The following is an 18,288-nucleotide window of genomic DNA, read 5'->3' on the forward strand; positions in this document are numbered from 1 at the left end:
CCGCCAACCCGCTCCCCCACCTCAGAGCGCGACACCATACACGTCGCGCGCCGCTGCCCGAAGCGCATCGGCCATCACCTCGACGGCCGGCGAAGGCAGCCGGTCGGTGCGCGTGATGATCCCGAAATCGTCCATCCGGCAATCCATCTGCAGCGGCAGCACCGACACGATCCCGTGGCGCGCGTAGTACGTGGCGACATCCTCGGCGAGCACCGCGATCATGTCGCTCTGCTCGATCAGCTGCGTGATGAACAGCAGTGCGGCCGTCTCGACCACGTTCACGGGCGGCGCGAGGCTCGCGCGCTGGAACACCAGTTCGAAGCGATGGCGCAGCACGCTGCCGGCCGGCGGCATGACCCACGCGGCGCGCTGCACATCGGCGAGCGACAGCGGCGCCTGCGCGAGCAGCGGATGGCCCGGCCGCACGACCGCGGCGACGGGCTCGCCGGTCAGCGGCTCGTACCGCAGATGCAGCTTGTCGTGCTCGGCCGACAGCCGGCCAAGCACGATGTCCAGCTTGTCCTGCGCGAGGTGCTCGAGCAGCGCGTTGCTGGTGTCGATCGCGACCGACACGCGCACGTTCGCGTGCGTGCCCTTCACGGCCGCGACGGCCGGCGGCACCAGCCGCAGGCCCGGCGACGTGATCGCGCCCACCGCGACATGCCCGAGATGCCCGGCCTTCAGCGCGGCCAGCTCCTCGCGCGCCTGATCGAGGCTGCCGAGCGCGGCGCGCGCGTGGCGGATCAGCGCGTCGCCGTACAGCGTCGGCCGCATCCCGCGCGGCAGCCGCTCGAACAGCACCGCGCCGATCGACTCCTCGAGCTCGCGCAGCAGCTTCGACGCGGCCGGCTGCGTCATGCTCAGCGCGGCCGCCGCGCGGTGAATGCTGCCTTCGTCGGCGAGCGCGACGACCAGCAGCAACTGGCGCGTCTTCAGGCGATTGCGGTTTCCCCACGGGCTGGCTTCGGTCATCGTACGGGTTTATATCGATATCGGAATCGATATCGTAATCGCCTAAAACGTCATTAGCGAGTTATCAAAATTCTGCCTAGACTGCGCCGGTATCCCGTCACCACAGGACTGACGATGTCGGCAACAAAACCCAGGCTGCGCTCCACCGAATGGTTCGGCACCAATGACAAGAACGGCTTCATGTATCGAAGCTGGATGAAGAACCAGGGCATCCCCGATCACGAGTTCGACGGCCGGCCGATCATCGGCATCTGCAATACGTGGTCCGAACTGACGCCCTGCAACGCCCATTTCCGCAAGCTGGCCGAGCACGTGAAGCGCGGCGTCTTCGAAGCGGGCGGCTTTCCGGTCGAGTTCCCGGTGTTCTCGAACGGCGAATCGAACCTGCGGCCGTCCGCGATGCTCACGCGCAATCTTGCATCGATGGACGTCGAAGAGGCCATCCGCGGCAACCCGATCGACGCGGTCGTGCTGCTCGCCGGCTGCGACAAGACCACGCCGGCGCTCCTGATGGGCGCGGCGAGCTGCGACGTGCCGGCGATCGTCGTGTCGGGCGGCCCGATGCTGAACGGCAAGCTGGAAGGCAAGAACATCGGCTCGGGCACGGCCGTGTGGCAACTGCACGAAGCGCTGAAGGCCGGCGAGATCGACCTCCATCACTTCCTGTCGGCCGAAGCCGGGATGTCGCGCTCGGCCGGCACCTGCAACACGATGGGCACCGCGTCGACGATGGCGTGCATGGCCGAGGCGCTCGGCGTCGCGCTGCCGCACAACGCGGCGATTCCGGCCGTCGATTCGCGCCGCTACGTGCTCGCGCACATGTCGGGCATCCGCATCGTCGAGATGGCGCTCGAAGGGCTCGTGCTGTCGAAGGTGCTGACGCGCGCCGCGTTCGAGAACGCGATCCGCGCCAACGCGGCGATCGGCGGCTCGACCAATGCGGTGATCCACCTGAAGGCGATCGCGGGCCGCATCGGCGTGCCGCTGGAGCTCGAGGACTGGATGCGCATCGGCCGCGACACGCCGACGATCGTCGACCTGATGCCGTCCGGGCGCTTCCTGATGGAGGAGTTCTATTACGCGGGCGGCCTGCCGGCCGTGCTGCGCCGGCTCGGCGAAGGCGGGCTGCTGCCGCATCCGGACGCGCTGACGGTCAACGGCAAGTCGCTGTGGGACAACGTGCGCGAAGCGCCGAACTACGACGACGAGGTGATCCGTCCGCTCGACCGGCCGCTGATCGCGGACGGCGGCATCTGCATCCTGCGCGGCAATCTCGCGCCGCGCGGCGCGGTGCTGAAGCCGTCGGCGGCGAGCCCCGAGCTGCTCAAGCATCGCGGTCGCGCGGTGGTGTTCGAGAACCTCGAGCACTACAAGGCGACGATCAACGACGAATCGCTCGACGTGGACGCCAGCTCGGTGATGGTGCTGAAGAACTGCGGGCCGCGCGGGTATCCGGGGATGGCCGAGGTCGGCAACATGGGGCTGCCGCCGAAGCTGCTGCGTCAGGGCGTGAAGGACATGGTGCGGATCTCGGACGCGCGGATGAGCGGCACCGCGTACGGCACGGTCGTGCTGCACGTCGCGCCGGAAGCGGCGGCCGGCGGCCCGCTGGCGGCGGTGCGCAACGGCGACTGGATCGAACTCGACTGCGAGGCCGGCACGCTGCATCTAGACATTACGGATGACGAACTGCAGCGGCGGCTGTCCGACGTCGATCCGACGGCGGCGCCCGGTGTATCCGCGCAGCTCGGCAAGGGCGGGTATGCGCGGCTTTACATCGATCACGTGATGCAGGCCGACGAGGGCTGCGACCTCGACTTCCTGGTCGGCACGCGCGGCGCGGACGTGCCGAGCCATTCGCATTGAACGGCGGGTGGCGGCGTAGGGATGAGGAGCGCGGTGCGGTCGGGTGGAGATCGGGATATGCGCCGGGTGCGAGCAAAAGCGCCAATGCGGACCGACCGCGAAGCATGGGACGTGCGTAAGCGCTAAAGCGCTAACGCACGTCGACCGCGAAGCATGGGGTCCACGTAGGCGCTAAAGCGCCAACGTGGACCGACAGGAGACAAGATGACGACGCAGTACACGCCCGTGCACCCCGCGGCGGAACAGTCCGACTCGCCGGCAGCCGTCGACGAGCGGCAGCTGACCCGCCTGCTCACGCGCAAGCTGGTGCCGTTTCTCGCGCTGATCTACGTGGTCGCGTACGTCGACCGTACGGTCGTCGGCTTCGCGAAGCTGCACATGAACGCGGCGGTCGGCATCGGCGACGCCGCGTACGGCCTCGGCGCCGGACTCTTCTTCATCGGCTACTTCCTCTGCGAAGTGCCGAGCAACCTCGCACTCGGCCGCTTCGGCGCACGCGTGTGGTTCGCGCGCATCCTCGCGACGTGGGGCGTGATCACGATGGCGATGGCGCTCGTGCAAGGCCCCACCAGCTTCTACGTGCTGCGCTTCCTGCTCGGCGCGGCCGAAGCCGGCCTCTATCCCGGCATCCTGTACTTCCTCACGCAATGGTTCCCGATGCGCGACCGGGCGCGCGTGATCGGCCTGCTCGTCCTCGCGCAGCCGCTCGCCGGCATCGTCACGGGCCCGCTGGCCGGCTGGCTGCTGTCGACGCACGGGCTGTTCGGCCTGTCCGACTGGCAGACGCTGTTCGTCGTCAGCGGCCTGCCGGCCGTGCTGCTCACGTGGCCGACGCTGCGGCTGCTGCCGGAGTCGCCCGCGCACGCGCGCTGGCTGAACGACGTCGAGCGCCGCTGGATCGCGAACCAGCTCGCCGCCGACCGCGACACGTATCGCCCCGATTCGCACCGCAACCCGCTCGCCGCATTGCGCGATCGCCGCGTGCTGCTGCTCGCCGCGCTGTTCCTGCCGTTTCCGCTGTGCATCTACGGGCTGTCGCTGTGGCTGCCGACGATCATCCACGCATTCGGCGCAGGCGATGCGGCCACCGGGCTGCTGTCCGCGGTGCCGTACCTGTTCGCGGTGCTCGGCCTGCTGATCGTGCCGCGCCATTCGGACCGCAAGCGCGAGCGCTACGGACACATCGTCGTCGTATCGGCGGCGGCCGCGCTGACGATGGCCGCGAGCGCATGGGTGCGGCAGCCCGCGCTGCAGCTGGCGTTCATCTGCCTGACCGCGTTCTCGCTCTACTCGATCCAGGCGGTCGTGTGGGCGCTGCCCGGCGAATTCCTGAGCGGCACCAGCGCGGCGGTCGGTATCGCCGCGATCAACTCGCTCGCGAATCTCGGCGGCTACGCGGGGCCGTACGGCATCGGCCTGATCAAGGCGGCGACCGGCAGCCTCGCGGCCGGCCTGTACTTTCTCGCGGCGACGCTGCTGTTCGCGGTGCTGATGACGTTCGTCGTGCGCGCGGCGCTGCGCACGCCCGAACCGGCCGCGCGCGCCTTCGCCCGCGAATCATGAATGGATTGTTTTGCGGCTGACCGCCGCTTCGACCGACGCAGGACCGAACCATGACATCGAGCAGCACGCCGCGCTATCGCGGCATTTTCCCCGTCGTCCCGACGACGTTTACCGACACCGGCGAACTCGACCTCGCGAGCCAGAAGCGCGCGGTCGATTTCATGATCGACGCCGGCTCGGACGGGCTGTGCATCCTCGCGAACTTCTCCGAGCAGTTCGCGATCACCGACGACGAGCGCGACGTGCTCACGCGCACCATCCTCGAACACGTGGCCGGCCGCGTGCCGGTGATCGTCACGACGTCGCACTACGGCACGCAGGTCTGTGCGGCACGCAGCCTGCGCGCGCAGCAGCTCGGCGCGGCGATGGTGATGGCGATGCCGCCGTATCACGGCGCGACGTTTCGCGTGCCCGAAGCGCAGATCTTCGACTTCTACGCGCGCGTGTCCGATGCGATCGACATCCCGATCATGATCCAGGACGCCCCCGCGAGCGGCACCGTGCTGTCCGCGCCGTTGCTCGCGCGGATGGCGCGCGAGATCGAGCAGGTCGCGTACTTCAAGATCGAAACGCCGGGCGCCGCGAACAAGCTGCGCGAACTGATCCGGCTCGGCGGCGACGCGATCGAGGGTCCGTGGGACGGCGAGGAGGCGATCACGCTGCTCGCCGACCTGCACGCGGGCGCGACCGGCGCGATGACCGGCGGCGGCTTTCCGGACGGCATCCGGCCGATCCTCGAAGCGTTCCGCGACGGCCGCCACGACGAAGCGTTCGCGCATTACCAGACGTGGCTGCCGCTGATCAACCACGAGAACCGCCAGTCCGGAATCCTGACCGCCAAGGCGCTGATGAAGGAAGGCGGCGTGATCGCATGCGAGCGGCCGCGGCATCCGATGCCCGAGCTGCATCCGGACACCCGCGCGGAACTGATCGCGATCGCGCGCCGGCTCGATCCGCTCGTGCTGCGCTGGGCGCACTGACCGAACCGCAAAGGAGAAGCGCAGATGAGCAAGGTGATTTCGCTGGGCGTCGTCGGGATCGGCAAGATCGCACGCGACCAGCATCTGCCGGCGATCGCCGCCGAGCCGGGGTTCGCGCTGACCGCCTGCGCGAGCCGTCATGCGGAAGTCAACGGCGTGCGCAACTATCAGGACCTGCCCGCGTTGCTGGCCGCCGAGCCGGAACTCGACGCGGTGTCGCTGTGCGCGCCGCCGCAGGTGCGCTACGGGCAGGCGCGCGCGGCGCTCGAAGCCGGCAAGCACGTGATGCTCGAGAAGCCGCCGGGCGCGACGCTCGGCGAAGTGGCCGCACTCGACGCGCTCGCACGCGAGCGGGGCCTCACGCTGTTCGCGACCTGGCACTCGCGCTGCGCGAGCGCCGTCGAACCGGCGCGCGCGTGGCTCGCGACGCGCACGATCCGCGCGGTGCAGGTGCGCTGGAAGGAGGACGTGCGGCGCTGGCATCCGGGCCAGCAATGGATCTGGGAGCCGGGCGGCCTCGGCGTGTTCGACCCCGGCATCAACGCGCTGTCGATCGTCACGCGGATCCTGCCGCGCGAGCTGGTGCTGCGCGAGGCGACGCTGTACGTGCCGAGCGACGCGCAGATGCCGATCGCGGCCGAGCTCGATTGCGCCGATACGGACGGCGTGCCCGTCCACGCCGAATTCGACTGGCGGCACGGCCCCGTCGAGCAGTGGGAGATCGCGGTCGACACGTCCGACGGCGTGCTCGCGATCAGCCGCGGCGGCGCGCAACTGTCGATCGCCGGCGAGCCGGTCGAGCTCGGGCCGCAGCGTGAATATGCGGCGCTGTATGCGCAGTTCCACGCGCTGATCGCCCGCGGTGCAAGCGACGTCGACGCGCGGCCGTTGCGGCTCGTCGCCGACGCGTTCCTGTTCGGGCGACGCGTCGGCACCGACGCGTTCGGCCGCTGAACCCGTGCCGGCGCGCGCCATCCTGCGCGCGGCCGCGCACGAAGCAACTTGAAGACCCAAGCCAATACAAGGAGACACGCATGAACCGCACGATTCGCCGACACACCCTGCGCGCGCTGCTCGCCGCGCTTTGCATCGCGCCGCTCGGGATGCAGGGCGCCGCCCACGCCGACGCGCCGTTGAAGATCGGCTTCCTGGTGAAGATGCCCGAGCAGGCATGGTTCATCAACGAGCAGAACGCGGCCGCCGCGCTCGGCCAGAAGGAGAACTTCTCGGTCGTGAAGATCGGCACGCCGGACGGCGAGAAGGTGCTGGCCGCGATCGACAACCTCGGCTCGCAGGGCGCGCAGGGCTTCGTGATCTGCGCGCCGGACGTGCGTCTCGGGCCGGCGATCGCCGCGCGCGCGAAGCGCTACAACATGAAGTTCGTGACGGTCGACGACCAGCTGGTCGACTCGACCGGCAAGCCGCTGCCGAACGTGCCGCACCTCGGCATGTCGGCGACCAAGATCGGCAACCAGGTCGGCCAGGCGATCGCCGACGAGATGAAGCGGCGCGGCTGGAAGCCCGAGGAAGTCGGCGCGCTGCGCATCACCAACTACGAGCTGCCGACCGCCAAGCTGCGCACCGACGGCGCGACGCAGGCGCTGCTCGCGAACGGCTTCCGCAAGGAGAACATCTTCGACGCGCCGCAGAAGACGACCGACGACGAAGGCGGCTTCAGCGCGGCCGCGCCGGTGCTCGCGCGCCATCCGAACGTGAAGAAATGGGTCGTCTACGCGCTCAACGAGGAGACCGTGCTCGGCGCGGTGCGCGCGACCGAACAGCTGCACATCCCGGCCGCGGACGTGATCGGCGTCGGCATCAACGGTGCGGGCGAGGCGTTCGCCGAGTTCCAGAAGAAGGAGCCGACCGGCTTCTACGGGACGATCGCGGTCAGCTCGACGAACCACGGCAAGGACAGCACGCAGAACCTCGTCGACTGGATCCGCAACGGCAAGATGCCGCCGGCCGACACGCAGACGAGCGGCAAGCTGATGACGCGCGCGAACTGGCAGGCGGTGCGCGCCGAGCTGGGCATCTGAACGTGCGGGGCGACGACGCGATGACGATGCAGACGATCACGGCCGCGCCCGGCAACGGCGCGGCGGCCACGCCCGGCGCCGCGACGCCGCCTGCCGGCGGCGCGCTGCTCGCGCTCGACGGCATCACGGTGACGTTCCCGGGCGTGCGCGCGCTCGACGGCGTGTCGCTGGCGGTGCGCGCGGGCGAGGTGCACGGGCTGATGGGCGAGAACGGCGCCGGCAAGTCGACGCTGCTGAAGGTGCTGTCCGGCGTGAACCAGCCGCAGGCCGGCACGTTGACGCTGAACGGCACCGAGCAGCGTTTCGCGTCGACGCGCGCGGCGCTCGAGGCCGGCATCGCGATCATCTATCAGGAACTGCACCTGGTGCCGGAGCTGACGGTCGCGGAAAACCTGATGCTCGGCCAGCTGCCGAGCCGGCTCGGCGTGGTCGACGAACGCGCGCTCGCCGTCCGCGCGCTCGACGCGCTGGAGCGGCTCGGCGAGCACATCGATCCCGACATCCCGGTGAAGTACCTGTCGATCGGCCAGCGCCAGATGATCGAGATCGGCAAGGCGCTGATGCGCGACGCGCGCGTGATCGCATTCGACGAACCGACCAGCTCGCTGTCGGCGCGCGAGACGACGCAGCTGTTCCGCATCATCCGCTCGCTGCGCGAACAGGGCCGCGCGATCATCTACGTGACGCACCGGATGGAGGAGGTCGACGCGCTGTGCGATCGCGTGACGGTGTTCCGCGACGGCCGGCGGATCGAGACGTTCGAGTCGGTCGCCGATCTCGACCGCGACCGGCTGATCGGCTGCATGGTCGGCCGCTCGATCGAGGACGTCTACGGCTACCGGCCGCGCGCGGCCGGCGACGTGATGATCGAGGCGAAGGCCTTGACCGGCCCCGGCCTGTCCGAGCCGGTGTCGTTCGCCGCGCGGCGCGGCGAGATCGTCGGCTTCTTCGGGCTGGTCGGCGCAGGCCGCTCGGAGCTGATGAAGCTGCTGTACGGCGCCGTGCGTCCGACCGGCGGGCACGTCGAGCTGGGCGGCGCGCGCGTCGCGTTCAGGAGCCCGCGCGACGCGGTGCGCGCCGGCATCGCGCTGTGCCCGGAGGACCGCAAGCACGAGGGCATCGTCGCGATCGCGTCGGTGGCCGACAACCTGAACATCAGCGCGCGCCGCCACTTCAGCCCGGCGCGCATGCTGCTCGACGGGCGGCGCGAGCGCGAGCTCGCGCAGAAGTACATCGAGCGGCTCGCGATCAAGACGCGCGACGGCGACACGCCGATCGGCGCGCTGTCGGGCGGCAACCAGCAGAAGGTCGTGCTCGCGCGCTGGCTGGCCGAGCGCATCGACGTGTTCCTGATGGACGAGCCGACGCGCGGCATCGACGTCGGCGCGCGCGCCGAAATCTACAACCTGTTTTACGAACTCGCGGAAGCGGGCCGCACCGTGATCATCGTGTCGAGCGATCTCGCCGAAGTGATCGGCGTGGCGGACCGCATCATCGTGATGAAGGAAGGGCGCATCGCGGGCGAGGTCGCGAAGGCGCAGGCCACGCCCGACACGCTGATCAAGCTCGCGCTGCCGCGCTAGGGCCTGCTTGGAAAAAATTCGGTCGTGGGGCCGGCGCAAGCCCGTTATTGGCGTGAACAGGCCCTAGCCCGCAGTCAACCGGAAGCAATCGATATGAGCCAGGCAATGCAACCCCAACGTAGTTCTCCGTCCCCCGATTCCGGGGCCGCGGCCGTACCGCCGCGCGCGCGCGGCGGCGCGTGGCAATTGATCAACCGCTCCGGCATCGTGATGGTGTTCATCATGCTGTTCGCGGTGCTGTCCGCGACCGTGCCGGACTTCCTCACGCCGCGCAACATCCAGGGCCTGCTGCTGTCGGTCACGCTGATCGGCTCGATCGCGGTGACGATGATGTTCGTGCTCGCGCTCGGCGAAGTCGACCTGTCGGTCGCGTCGATCGTCGCGTTCTCGGGCGTCGTCGCCTCGACGCTCATCACCGCGACGCACAGCGTCGTGCTCGGCGTCGTGGCCGGCGTGCTCGCAGGCGGCGCGGTCGGGCTCGTCAACGGCGTGCTGATCGCGCGCTGGCGCATCAACTCGCTGATCGTCACGCTCGCGATGATGGAGGTCGTGCGCGGCCTCGCGTTCATCACGTCGAACGGCGATGCGGTGATGATCTCCGAGGAGCGCTTCTTCGATCTCGGCGGCGGCTCGTTCCTCGGCATCTCGTATCCGATCTGGAGCAACATCGTCGGCTTCGTCGCGTTCGGCTTCCTGCTGCGCAAGACGGTGTTCGGCAAGAACGTGCTGGCCGTCGGCGGCAACGGCGAGGCCGCGCTGCTCGCCGGGCTGCCGGTGATGCGCATCAAGATCATGGTGTTCGTGCTGCAGGGGCTCGTGACCGGCTTCGCCGGCGTGATGCTCGCGTCGCGGATGAGCCTCGGCGACCCGAAAACGTCGGTCGGCCTCGAACTGGGCGTGATCTCCGCGTGCGTGCTCGGCGGCGTGTCGCTGACGGGCGGCGTCGCGACGATCTCCGGCGTGCTGGTCGGCGTGCTGATCATGGGCTCGGTGCAGGACGCGATGAGCCTGCTGAACGTGCCGACCTTTTACCAATATCTGATACGCGGCGGAATTCTGTTGCTCGCGGTGCTGTTCGACCAGTATCGTCGCAACCAGCGGCGCGCGATGAAGATGTGACCGACGCGAACGCGCGGCCGCCTGCGAACGAGACAGATATCGGGAGACGGCATGCAACAGACTCATCCGGGCGCGGCGGCCCAGCTGCTGGTGGACAGCCGCAATACGCTCGGCGAAGGCGCGACGTGGTGCGACGCGACGCACACGCTGTACTGGACGGACATCGAAGGCGCGCGGCTGTGGCGCTGCCGCGCGGACGGCTCCGAACTCGCGCAGTGGCCGATGCCCGAACGGCTCGCGTGCTTCGCGCTCACGCAGGAGTCCGACGTGCTGCTGGTCGGGCTCGCGACCCATCTCGCGTTCTTCGATCTGCGCAGCGGCACGTTCACGCGGATCGTCGACGTCGAGCCCGATCTGCCGACGCGGCTGAACGACGGCCGCTGCGATCCGTTCGGTGCGTTCGTGTTCGGCATGAAGGACGAGGGCGGCGAGCCGCCGCGCGCGCTCGGCGGGTTCTACCGGCTCGATGCCGATCTCACGCTTGAGCGGCTCGCGTTGCCGCCCGCGGCGATCGCGAACAGCATCGCGTTCTCGCCGGACGGCGCGAAGATGTACTTCTGCGATTCGCTGGTGCGCGAGATCTTCGTCTGCGATTACCGCGCGGGCGGCGACGTGGCCAACGTGCGCGGGTTCGCGCGGCTGACCGATGCGCACGGCGATCCTGACGGCTCGACGGTCGACCGCGACGGCGGGCTGTGGAACGCGCAGTGGGGCGGCAGGCGCGTGGTGCGCTACGGGCCGGACGGCGTCGAGACCGACCGCGTCGCCGTGCCGACCGCGCAGCCGAGCTGTGCGGCGCTCGACGGCGAAGGCCGGCTGTACGTGACCAGCGCGCGCGTCGGGCTCGACGACGCGGCGCTCGCCGACGATGCCGCAGCCGGCGGCGTGTTCGTCGCCGTGACCCGCTACGCGGGGCTGCCGACCGCGCGCTTCGCGGGCAAGCGCGCGCGCTGAGCGCGGCCGGGCGCGGCGTGCCGCGTCACGCCTGCGCCGCTTCCTGACGCAGCGCCAGCAGCGCGACCGCGTTGTCCTTCAGGATCAGCGGATGCACGTCGGGCCGGAACCCGGCGCCGTGAAAGTCTTCCAGCCAGCGGTCCGGCCGGATCAGCGGGAAATCGGACGCGAACAGCACCTTGTGCCTGAGCAACGTGTTCGCGTATTTGACGAGTTCCGGCGAGAAATACTTCGGCGACCAGCCGGACAGGTCGATGTACACGTTCGGCTTGTGCAGCGCGATCGACAGCGCCTGTTCCTGCCACGGCCACGACGGGTGCGCGATCACGATCTTCATGTCGGGGAAGTCGGCGGCGACGTCGTCGAGATGGATCGGTTCGGAATACTTCAGACGCAGCCCGCCGCCGCCGCGCATCCCCGACCCCATTCCCGAATGCCCGCTGTGGAACACGGCCGGCAGCCCGTATTCGGCGATCACCTCGTAGACCGGATACGCGAGCCGGTCGTTCGGAAAGCATCCCTGCATCGTCGGATGGAACTTGAAGCCGCGCACGCCGTGTTCCTCGATCAGCCGGCGCGCCTCGCGCGCGCCGAGGCGGCCCTTGTGCGGGTCGATGCTCGCGAACGCGATCATCACGTCCGCGTTGTCCTGCGCGAATTGCGCGATCTCCTCGTTCGGAATGCGCCGCCGCCCGATGTTGCTCTCGCAATCGACGGTGAACATCACGAAGCCGATCCGGCGCTCGCGGTAATACGCGATCGTCTCCGGAATCGTCGGCCGGCGGCCCTGCTTCAGCACCGTGCCGAAATACTTGTCGGCCGCGTCGTCGAACGCCTTCGCGAACAGGTCCGGCGGCTGGCAGCACGACACTTCGGCGTGCACGTGCGTGTCGATGGCGATCAGGTTGTCGATGTCCAAGCGTGTCTCCTCATGTCGTGAGCGGCCGGCCGGCGCCGCGCCAAAACCGCCTTGCGCGCCCGTTTAGGGGTTTGTCCCGAGCCGCTTCCATTCTACTTTACATATCAGGTTACCTGATAGTAAATTGGTTGCGAGTCGCACGGGGCGGCACTGTCATTGGAGAACGAAGATGGGTTACGAAGGGCGCTGGAAAACGGTGAAGGTCGAGGTCGCGGGCGGCATCGCATGGGTGACGCTGAACCGTCCGGAAAAGCGCAACGCGATGAGCCCGACGCTGAACACGGAGATGATCGACGTGCTCGAGGCGATCGAGCTCGACGCCGACGCGCAGGTGCTGGTGCTGACCGGCGAAGGCGATGCATGGACGGCCGGGATGGACCTGAAGGAGTACTTCCGCGAGATCGACGCGGGCCCGGAAATCCTGCAGGAGAAGATTCGCCGCGACGCGAGCCGCTGGCAGTGGCAATTGCTGCGCATGTACGCGAAGCCGACGATCGCGATGGTCAACGGCTGGTGCTTCGGCGGCGGATTCTCGCCGCTGGTCGCCTGCGACCTCGCGATCGCGGCCGACGAGGCGGTGTTCGGGCTGTCGGAAATCAACTGGGGCATCCCGCCGGGCAACCTCGTCAGCAAGGCGATGGCGGACACCGTCGGGCATCGCGAGGCGCTCTACTACATCATGACCGGCGATACGTTCACCGGCCAGCAGGCCGCGCGGATGGGGCTCGTCAACAAGAGCGTGCCGCGCGCGCAGCTGCGTGACGAAGTGCGCGCGCTCGCGGCGAAGCTGCTCGACAAGAATCCGGTCGTGATCCGCAACGCGAAGCACGGCTTCAAGCGCTGCCGCGAGCTGACCTGGGAGCAGAACGAGGACTACCTGTACGCGAAGCTCGACCAGGCCAACTATCGCGATCCGGAAGGCGGACGCGAGCAGGGCCTCAAGCAGTTCCTCGACGACAAGAGCATCAAGCCGGGCCTGCAGGCGTACAAGCGCTGACGCGCGCGGCCAGACCTGAGAGGAGACACCGAAATGCACGAAGTGAGTTTGTTGATCGACGGCGTGTCGCGCGGCGCGTCGGACGGCGGGACGTTCGACCGCATCGATCCGGCGACCGGGCAGGTCGCGTCGCGCGCGGCCGCGGCGACGCTCGCCGATGCGGACGCCGCCGTCGCGGCCGCCGCGCGCGCGTTCCCGGCGTGGGCGGCGCTGGCGCCGACCGAGCGCCGCCGCCGGCTGCTGGCAGCGGCCGACCGGATGGACGCGCGCGCCGGCGAATTCATCGAGACCGGCCGCGCGGAAACCGGCGCGATGGCGAACTGGTACGGCTTCAACGTGATGCTCGCCGCCAACATGCTGCGCGAGGCCGCCGCGATGACGACGCAGATCGACGGCGCGGTGATTCCGTCCGACGTGCCGGGCAGCATCGCGATGGCCGTGCGCCAGCCGTGCGGCGTGGTGCTCGGGATCGCGCCGTGGAATGCGCCGGTGATCCTCGCGACGCGTGCTCTCGCGATGCCGCTCGCGTGCGGCAATACGGTCGTGCTGAAGGCCTCCGAAGGATGTCCGGGCGTGCACCGGCTGATCGGCAGCGTGCTGCACGACGCGGGGCTCGGCGACGGCGTCGTCAACGTGATCACGCACGCGCCGCAGGATGCGCCGGCGATCGTCGAGCGGCTGATCGCGAACCCGGCCGTGCGGCGCGTGAACTTCACTGGCTCGACGCGCGTGGGCCGGATCGTCGCGACGCTCGCCGCGCAGCACCTGAAGCCGGCGCTGCTCGAACTCGGCGGCAAGGCGCCCGTGCTCGTGCTCGACGACGCCGATCTCGACGCGGCGGTCGATGCGGTCGCGTTCGGCGCGTTCTTCAACCAGGGGCAGATCTGCATGTCGACCGAGCGCGTGATCGTCGATCGCAAGGTCGCCGATGCGTTCGTCGCACGGCTGGTCGCCAAGGCGCGCACGCTGAAGGCCGGCAACCCGGCCGCGCCGGGCGTCGTGCTCGGCACGCTGGAAAGCGCGGCGGCCGCGCAGCGGATCGCCGCGATGGTCGCCGATGCGCACGCGCACGGCGCCGCGCTGCCGCTCGGCTGCGAGGTCGACGGCGCGGTGATGCAGCCGACCATCGTCGACGGCGTCACGCGCGAGATGCAGCTCTACGCCGACGAATCGTTCGGGCCGGTGGTGACCGTGCAGCGCGTCGACGGCGACGAAGCGGCGCTCGCGGCCGCCAACGACAGCGAATACGGTTTGTCGGCCGCGGTGTTCAGCCGCGACATCGCGCGCGCGATGCAGCTCGCGAAGCGGATCGAATCGGGCATCTGCCACATCAACGGGCCGACCGTGCACGACGAGGCGCAGATGCCGTTCGGCGGCGTGAAGGCGAGCGGCTACGGCCGGTTCGGCAGCAAGGCGTCGATCGCCGAGTTCACCGACCTGCGCTGGATCACCGTCCAGACCACGCCGCGCCATTACCCGATTTGAGCAGCACCCGGCGCCGCGGCGCCGCCACTCTATAACGACACAACGAAGTCTCCGCCCGCATGCGCGAGCGCGCCGGGCGGAGTCGAACGGAGACAGAACGTGGATGCGGAACGACCCCAACTGCGCGACGCGGCCGTCGTGCAGCCCGTCCCCGCCGGCTATCGCCCCGTGGCGATCGGCACGGCGCCGCCGGAGATCGCGCAACGCGACGGCTGCTGGACCTTGCGCGCGGCGAGCGCGCTCGGCGCGTATCCGCGCCGGCTCACCGACCGGCTCGTCAGCGGCGCGCAGGCGCACCCGGACCGCTGGCTGGTCGCGCGGCGCGGCCCCGACGGCGCGTGGATCGGCATCAGCTATGCGCAGATGCTCGAGCGCGCCCGCGCGATCGGCCAGGCGCTGCTCGATCGCGGGCTGTCGGCCGAGCGGCCGATTGCGATCCTGTCCGGCAACGACCTCGAGCATCTGCAGCTCGCGTTCGGCGCGATGTGGGCCGGCATTCCGCATGCGCCGCTGTCGCCGGCGTATTCGCTCGTGTCGAGCGATTACGGCAAGCTGCGCCATGCGCTCGCGCTGCTGACGCCGGGGCTCGTGTTCGCGTCGGACGGCGCGGCCTTCCGCGCCGCGCTCGACGCCGCGGTGCCGAGCGACGTGGAGCGCGTGGTCGTGACCGCGCCCGATGGGATGGACGGCGTCACGCGGTTCTCGACGCTGCTCGACACGCGGCCGGCGGGCGTCGATGCCGCACACGACGCGGTCACCGGCGACACGATCGCGAAATTCCTCTTCACGTCGGGATCGACGCGGCTGCCGAAGGCGGTGCCCACCACGCACCGGATGCTGTGCAGCAACCAGCAGATGCTGCTCGAAACCTTCCCGCAATTCGGGCTGGAGCCGCCGGTGCTGGTCGACTGGCTGCCGTGGAATCACACGTTCGGCGGCAGCCACAACGTCGGCATCGCGCTGTACAACGGCGGCACGCTGTACATCGACGACGGCAAGCCGGTGGCCGGCAAGTTCGCCGAGACGCTGCGCAACCTGCGCGAGATCGCGCCGACCGTGTACTTCAACGTGCCGAAAGGCTGGGAGGAGCTCGCGGCCGCGCTCGAGACCGACGCCGCGCTGCGCGACACGTTCTTCTCGCGCGTCCGGATGTACTTCTTCGCGGGCGCGGGGCTGTCGCAGGCGGCGTGGGACCGGCTCGAGCGCGTGACGCTCGCGCACTGCGGCGAGCGTATCCGCATCATGGCGGGCCTCGGGATGACCGAAGCCGCACCGTCGTGCATGTTCACGACCGGGCCGATGTCGGGCGCCGGCTACATCGGCCTGCCCGCGCCCGGCTGCGACGCGAAGCTGGTGCCGGTCGACGGCAAGCTCGAAGCGCGCTTTCGCGGGCCGAACGTGATGGCCGGCTACTGGCGCGCGAGCGGCGACGACGCGCGCGAAGTGTTCGACGACGAAGGCTATTACCGCAGCGGCGACGCGGTCCGCTTTGTCGATCCCGCGCGCCCGGAGATCGGCCTGATGTTCGACGGGCGCATCGCGGAGGACTTCAAGCTGTCGTCGGGCACGTTCGTGAGCGTCGGGCCGATGCGCACGCGCATCGTGTCGAACGGCGCGCCGTACGTGCAGGACGCGGTGATCACCGGAATGAACCGCGACGACGTTGGCGTGATGATCTTCCCGCGCATCGACGATTGCCGTCGCCTGGCCGGCGCGGCGGCGGACGCCGACGTTCGCGCCGTGCTGCAGGCGAGCGCCGTGCGCGCGTTCTTCGCGGAACTGCTCGTGCGGCTGAACCGCGATGCGACCGGCAGCGCGAGCTTCGTCACGCGGCTGTGCGTGCTCGACACGCCGCCGTCGCTCGATCTCGGCGAGATCACCGACAAGGGTTCGATCAACCAGCGCGCGGTGCTCGCGCATCGCGCGGCGGTGGTCGACGCGATGTACGGGCCGGATGCGGCCGACGCGGGCGTGATCGTCGCCAGCGCGCCGCGCCGCGCATGAGGGGCGCACGATGAGCGCCACCTATCGCGCGCCGCTGCGCGACATGCTGTTCGTGATCGGCGAATGGCTCGATGCGCCGGCGCTGTGGCGCCGCGTGCCGGACTGGGCCGATCTCGACGTAAGCGTCGCCGAGCAGGTGCTCGACGAAGCCGCGCGTTTCGTCGCCGAGCGGATCGCGCCGCTCGATGCGAGCGGCGACGTCGAAGGCTGCCGTTTCGACGGCGCCGACGTGACGATGCCGGCCGGCTTTCGCGACGCGTATCGCGACTACGTCGCGGCCGGCTGGCCGACGCTCGCGCTCGATCCGGCGTGCGGCGGCCAGGGGCTGCCGCATCTGCTCGACGTCGCGCTGCAGGAAATGCTCGCGGGCGCGAACCACGCGTGGCTGATGTCGCCGGGGCTCACGCACGGCGCGGTGGCCTGCGTGAGCGCGCACGGCTGCGCGCGCGTGAAGCGCGACATCCTGCCGAAGATCGCCAGCGGCGCATGGCTGACGACGATGTGCATCACCGAGCCTCAGGCGGGCAGCGATCTCGGGCTGCTGCGCACGCGCGCGGCGCCGGACCCGACCGGCGACGGCTACCGCATCAGCGGCAGCAAGCTGTTCATCACCGGCGGCGACCACGATCTGACCGAGAACATCGTGCATCTGGTGCTCGCGCGGCTGCCCGATGCGCCGGCCGGCACGAAGGGGCTGTCGCTGTTCGTCGTGCCGAAGTGGCTCGACGCGGCGGGCGGGCGCGTGCGCAACGGCATCTGGTGCGACGGCATCGAGCACAAGATGGGGCTGAAGGCGAGCCCGACCTGCACGATGCGCTTCGACGCGGCGCTCGGCTGGCTCGTCGGCGACGCGCATCGCGGGCTGGCCGCGATGTTCGTGATGATGAACGCGGCGCGCCTGCAGGTCGCGATGCAGGGCGTCGGGCACGCGCACAGCGCGTGGCAGGCTGCGTCCGCGTATGCGGGCGAACGCGTGCAGGGCCGCGCGGCGTCGATCGCGCAACACCCGGCGATCCGCCGCATCCTGCTCGATGCGCGTGCGACGGTCGAAGGCGAGCGTGCGATCGGCTACTGGATCGCGCACTGGCTCGACGTCGCCGCGCACGACCCGGACGCGTCGGCGCGAGACGCGGCGACGAAGCTCGCGTCGTTGCTCACGCCGGTCGCGAAGGCGTTCTTCACGGCGAACGGCTTCGCGACCGCGTCGAATGCGCTGCAGGTGTTCGGCGGCTACGGCTACGTGCACGAATACGGGATCGAGCAAACGCTGCGCGATTGCCGCGTGTCGATGCTGTATGAGGGCACCAACGAGATCCAGGCGATCGATCTGCTGGTGCGCAAGGTGCTCGGCGATCGCGGCGACGCGCTCGGCGCGTTGCTGGCGCGAATTCGCGCGGAAGCGGCCGCGTGCGGCGACGCGCGGGCGGACCCGCTCACGCGCGCCGCCGGAACGCGGGTGGCCGCGTTGTGCACGGAGGTCGAGCGCGTGAGCGCGGCGCTGCTCGACGCGAGCGACGGCGATCCCGAGCTGCCGTACCGCGTCGCGGACGACTATCTCGCGCTGCTCGGCTGGCTGCTGCTCGCGTTCGCGTGGGCGCGCACGCTGCGCATCGTCGGTGTGGGGGCGGCGGACGATCCGTTTCGTGCGGACAAGCGCGAGGTCGGTGGGTACTTCTTCGACTATCCGCTCGCGGCATTCACGCACCGGCTCGCGTTGGTCGATGCCGGCTTGCGCGCGGGGCTGCCGCGTGTGGCGGCTATGGCGGGGTAGGGGCTCGTTGCGTTGCCGTGTGCCCAAGGTGAGCGA

General features: G+C 69.8%; 14 protein-coding genes. 12 read left to right on the forward strand and 2 right to left on the reverse strand.

Annotation, left to right across the window (positions count from 1 at the left end):
* Window positions 1-21: 21 nt before the first annotated feature.
* Window positions 22-972, reverse strand: coding sequence for a LysR family transcriptional regulator (locus C3Y15_RS08620; RefSeq protein ID WP_014724281.1), 951 nt, complete (start codon window positions 970-972; stop codon window positions 22-24).
* A 114-nt stretch (window positions 973-1,086) separates the two neighbouring features.
* Here C3Y15_RS08620 and C3Y15_RS08625 point away from each other — a divergent pair, with 114 nt between their 5' ends.
* The 8 genes from C3Y15_RS08625 to C3Y15_RS08660 all read left to right on the forward strand — a co-directional run bounded on the left by C3Y15_RS08625 (window position 1,087) and on the right by C3Y15_RS08660 (window position 11,076).
* Window positions 1,087-2,838, forward strand: coding sequence for an IlvD/Edd family dehydratase (locus C3Y15_RS08625; protein ID WP_045578345.1), 1,752 nt, complete (start codon window positions 1,087-1,089; stop codon window positions 2,836-2,838).
* 204 nt (window positions 2,839-3,042) lie between these two features.
* Window positions 3,043-4,401: an MFS transporter gene (locus C3Y15_RS08630; RefSeq protein WP_124259660.1), complete on the forward strand. Its 1,359-nt coding sequence runs from the start codon at window positions 3,043-3,045 to the stop codon at window positions 4,399-4,401.
* Window positions 4,402-4,451: 50 nt separating this feature from the next.
* Complete coding sequence (locus C3Y15_RS08635) at window positions 4,452-5,381, forward strand: dihydrodipicolinate synthase family protein (RefSeq protein ID WP_014724283.1); 930 nt, start codon at window positions 4,452-4,454, stop codon at window positions 5,379-5,381.
* A 24-nt stretch (window positions 5,382-5,405) separates the two neighbouring features.
* Complete coding sequence (locus tag C3Y15_RS08640) at window positions 5,406-6,335, forward strand: Gfo/Idh/MocA family oxidoreductase (RefSeq protein ID WP_011881177.1); 930 nt, start codon at window positions 5,406-5,408, stop codon at window positions 6,333-6,335.
* Between the two features lie 80 nt (window positions 6,336-6,415).
* A complete protein-coding gene (locus C3Y15_RS08645) occupies window positions 6,416-7,420 on the forward strand; it encodes an arabinose ABC transporter substrate-binding protein (protein ID WP_014724284.1) in 1,005 nt (334 codons plus the stop codon).
* Between the two features lie 20 nt (window positions 7,421-7,440).
* Window positions 7,441-9,003, forward strand: a complete 1,563-nt coding sequence (gene araG / locus C3Y15_RS08650) for an L-arabinose ABC transporter ATP-binding protein AraG (protein WP_041494252.1) — start codon at window positions 7,441-7,443, stop codon at window positions 9,001-9,003.
* Window positions 9,004-9,096: 93 nt separating this feature from the next.
* Window positions 9,097-10,122, forward strand: a complete 1,026-nt coding sequence (gene araH, locus C3Y15_RS08655) for an L-arabinose ABC transporter permease AraH (RefSeq protein ID WP_069246581.1) — start codon at window positions 9,097-9,099, stop codon at window positions 10,120-10,122.
* Between the two features lie 51 nt (window positions 10,123-10,173).
* On the forward strand, window positions 10,174-11,076 hold the full coding sequence (locus C3Y15_RS08660) for an SMP-30/gluconolactonase/LRE family protein (protein WP_046428258.1): 903 nt from the start codon (window positions 10,174-10,176) through the stop codon (window positions 11,074-11,076).
* 25 nt (window positions 11,077-11,101) lie between these two features.
* Here the strand turns inward: C3Y15_RS08660 and C3Y15_RS08665 are convergent, their stop codons facing one another.
* On the reverse strand, window positions 11,102-11,995 hold the full coding sequence (locus tag C3Y15_RS08665; RefSeq protein ID WP_011881182.1) for a 4-hydroxyphenyl-beta-ketoacyl-CoA hydrolase: 894 nt from the start codon (window positions 11,993-11,995) through the stop codon (window positions 11,102-11,104).
* A gap of 169 nt (window positions 11,996-12,164) precedes the next feature.
* On the opposite strand from C3Y15_RS08665, the gene C3Y15_RS08670 reads away from it, so the two are divergent.
* The 4 genes from C3Y15_RS08670 to C3Y15_RS08685 all read left to right on the forward strand — a co-directional run bounded on the left by C3Y15_RS08670 (window position 12,165) and on the right by C3Y15_RS08685 (window position 18,252).
* A complete protein-coding gene (locus C3Y15_RS08670) occupies window positions 12,165-12,992 on the forward strand; it encodes a p-hydroxycinnamoyl CoA hydratase/lyase (RefSeq protein ID WP_011881183.1) in 828 nt (275 codons plus the stop codon).
* A gap of 33 nt (window positions 12,993-13,025) precedes the next feature.
* Window positions 13,026-14,477, forward strand: a complete 1,452-nt coding sequence (locus C3Y15_RS08675; protein WP_034193741.1) for an aldehyde dehydrogenase — start codon at window positions 13,026-13,028, stop codon at window positions 14,475-14,477.
* Between the two features lie 99 nt (window positions 14,478-14,576).
* The gene (locus tag C3Y15_RS08680; RefSeq protein WP_069246579.1) at window positions 14,577-16,481 is read left to right on the forward strand and encodes a feruloyl-CoA synthase; all 1,905 of its coding nucleotides are present in this window, start codon (window positions 14,577-14,579) and stop codon (window positions 16,479-16,481) included.
* 10 nt (window positions 16,482-16,491) lie between these two features.
* Window positions 16,492-18,252, forward strand: coding sequence for an acyl-CoA dehydrogenase family protein (locus C3Y15_RS08685; protein ID WP_059462807.1), 1,761 nt, complete (start codon window positions 16,492-16,494; stop codon window positions 18,250-18,252).
* The last annotated feature ends 36 nt before the right edge of the window (window positions 18,253-18,288 follow it).

Source organism: Burkholderia sp. B10 (assembly GCF_004368385.1).
Lineage (GTDB): Bacteria > Pseudomonadota > Gammaproteobacteria > Burkholderiales > Burkholderiaceae > Burkholderia > Burkholderia vietnamiensis.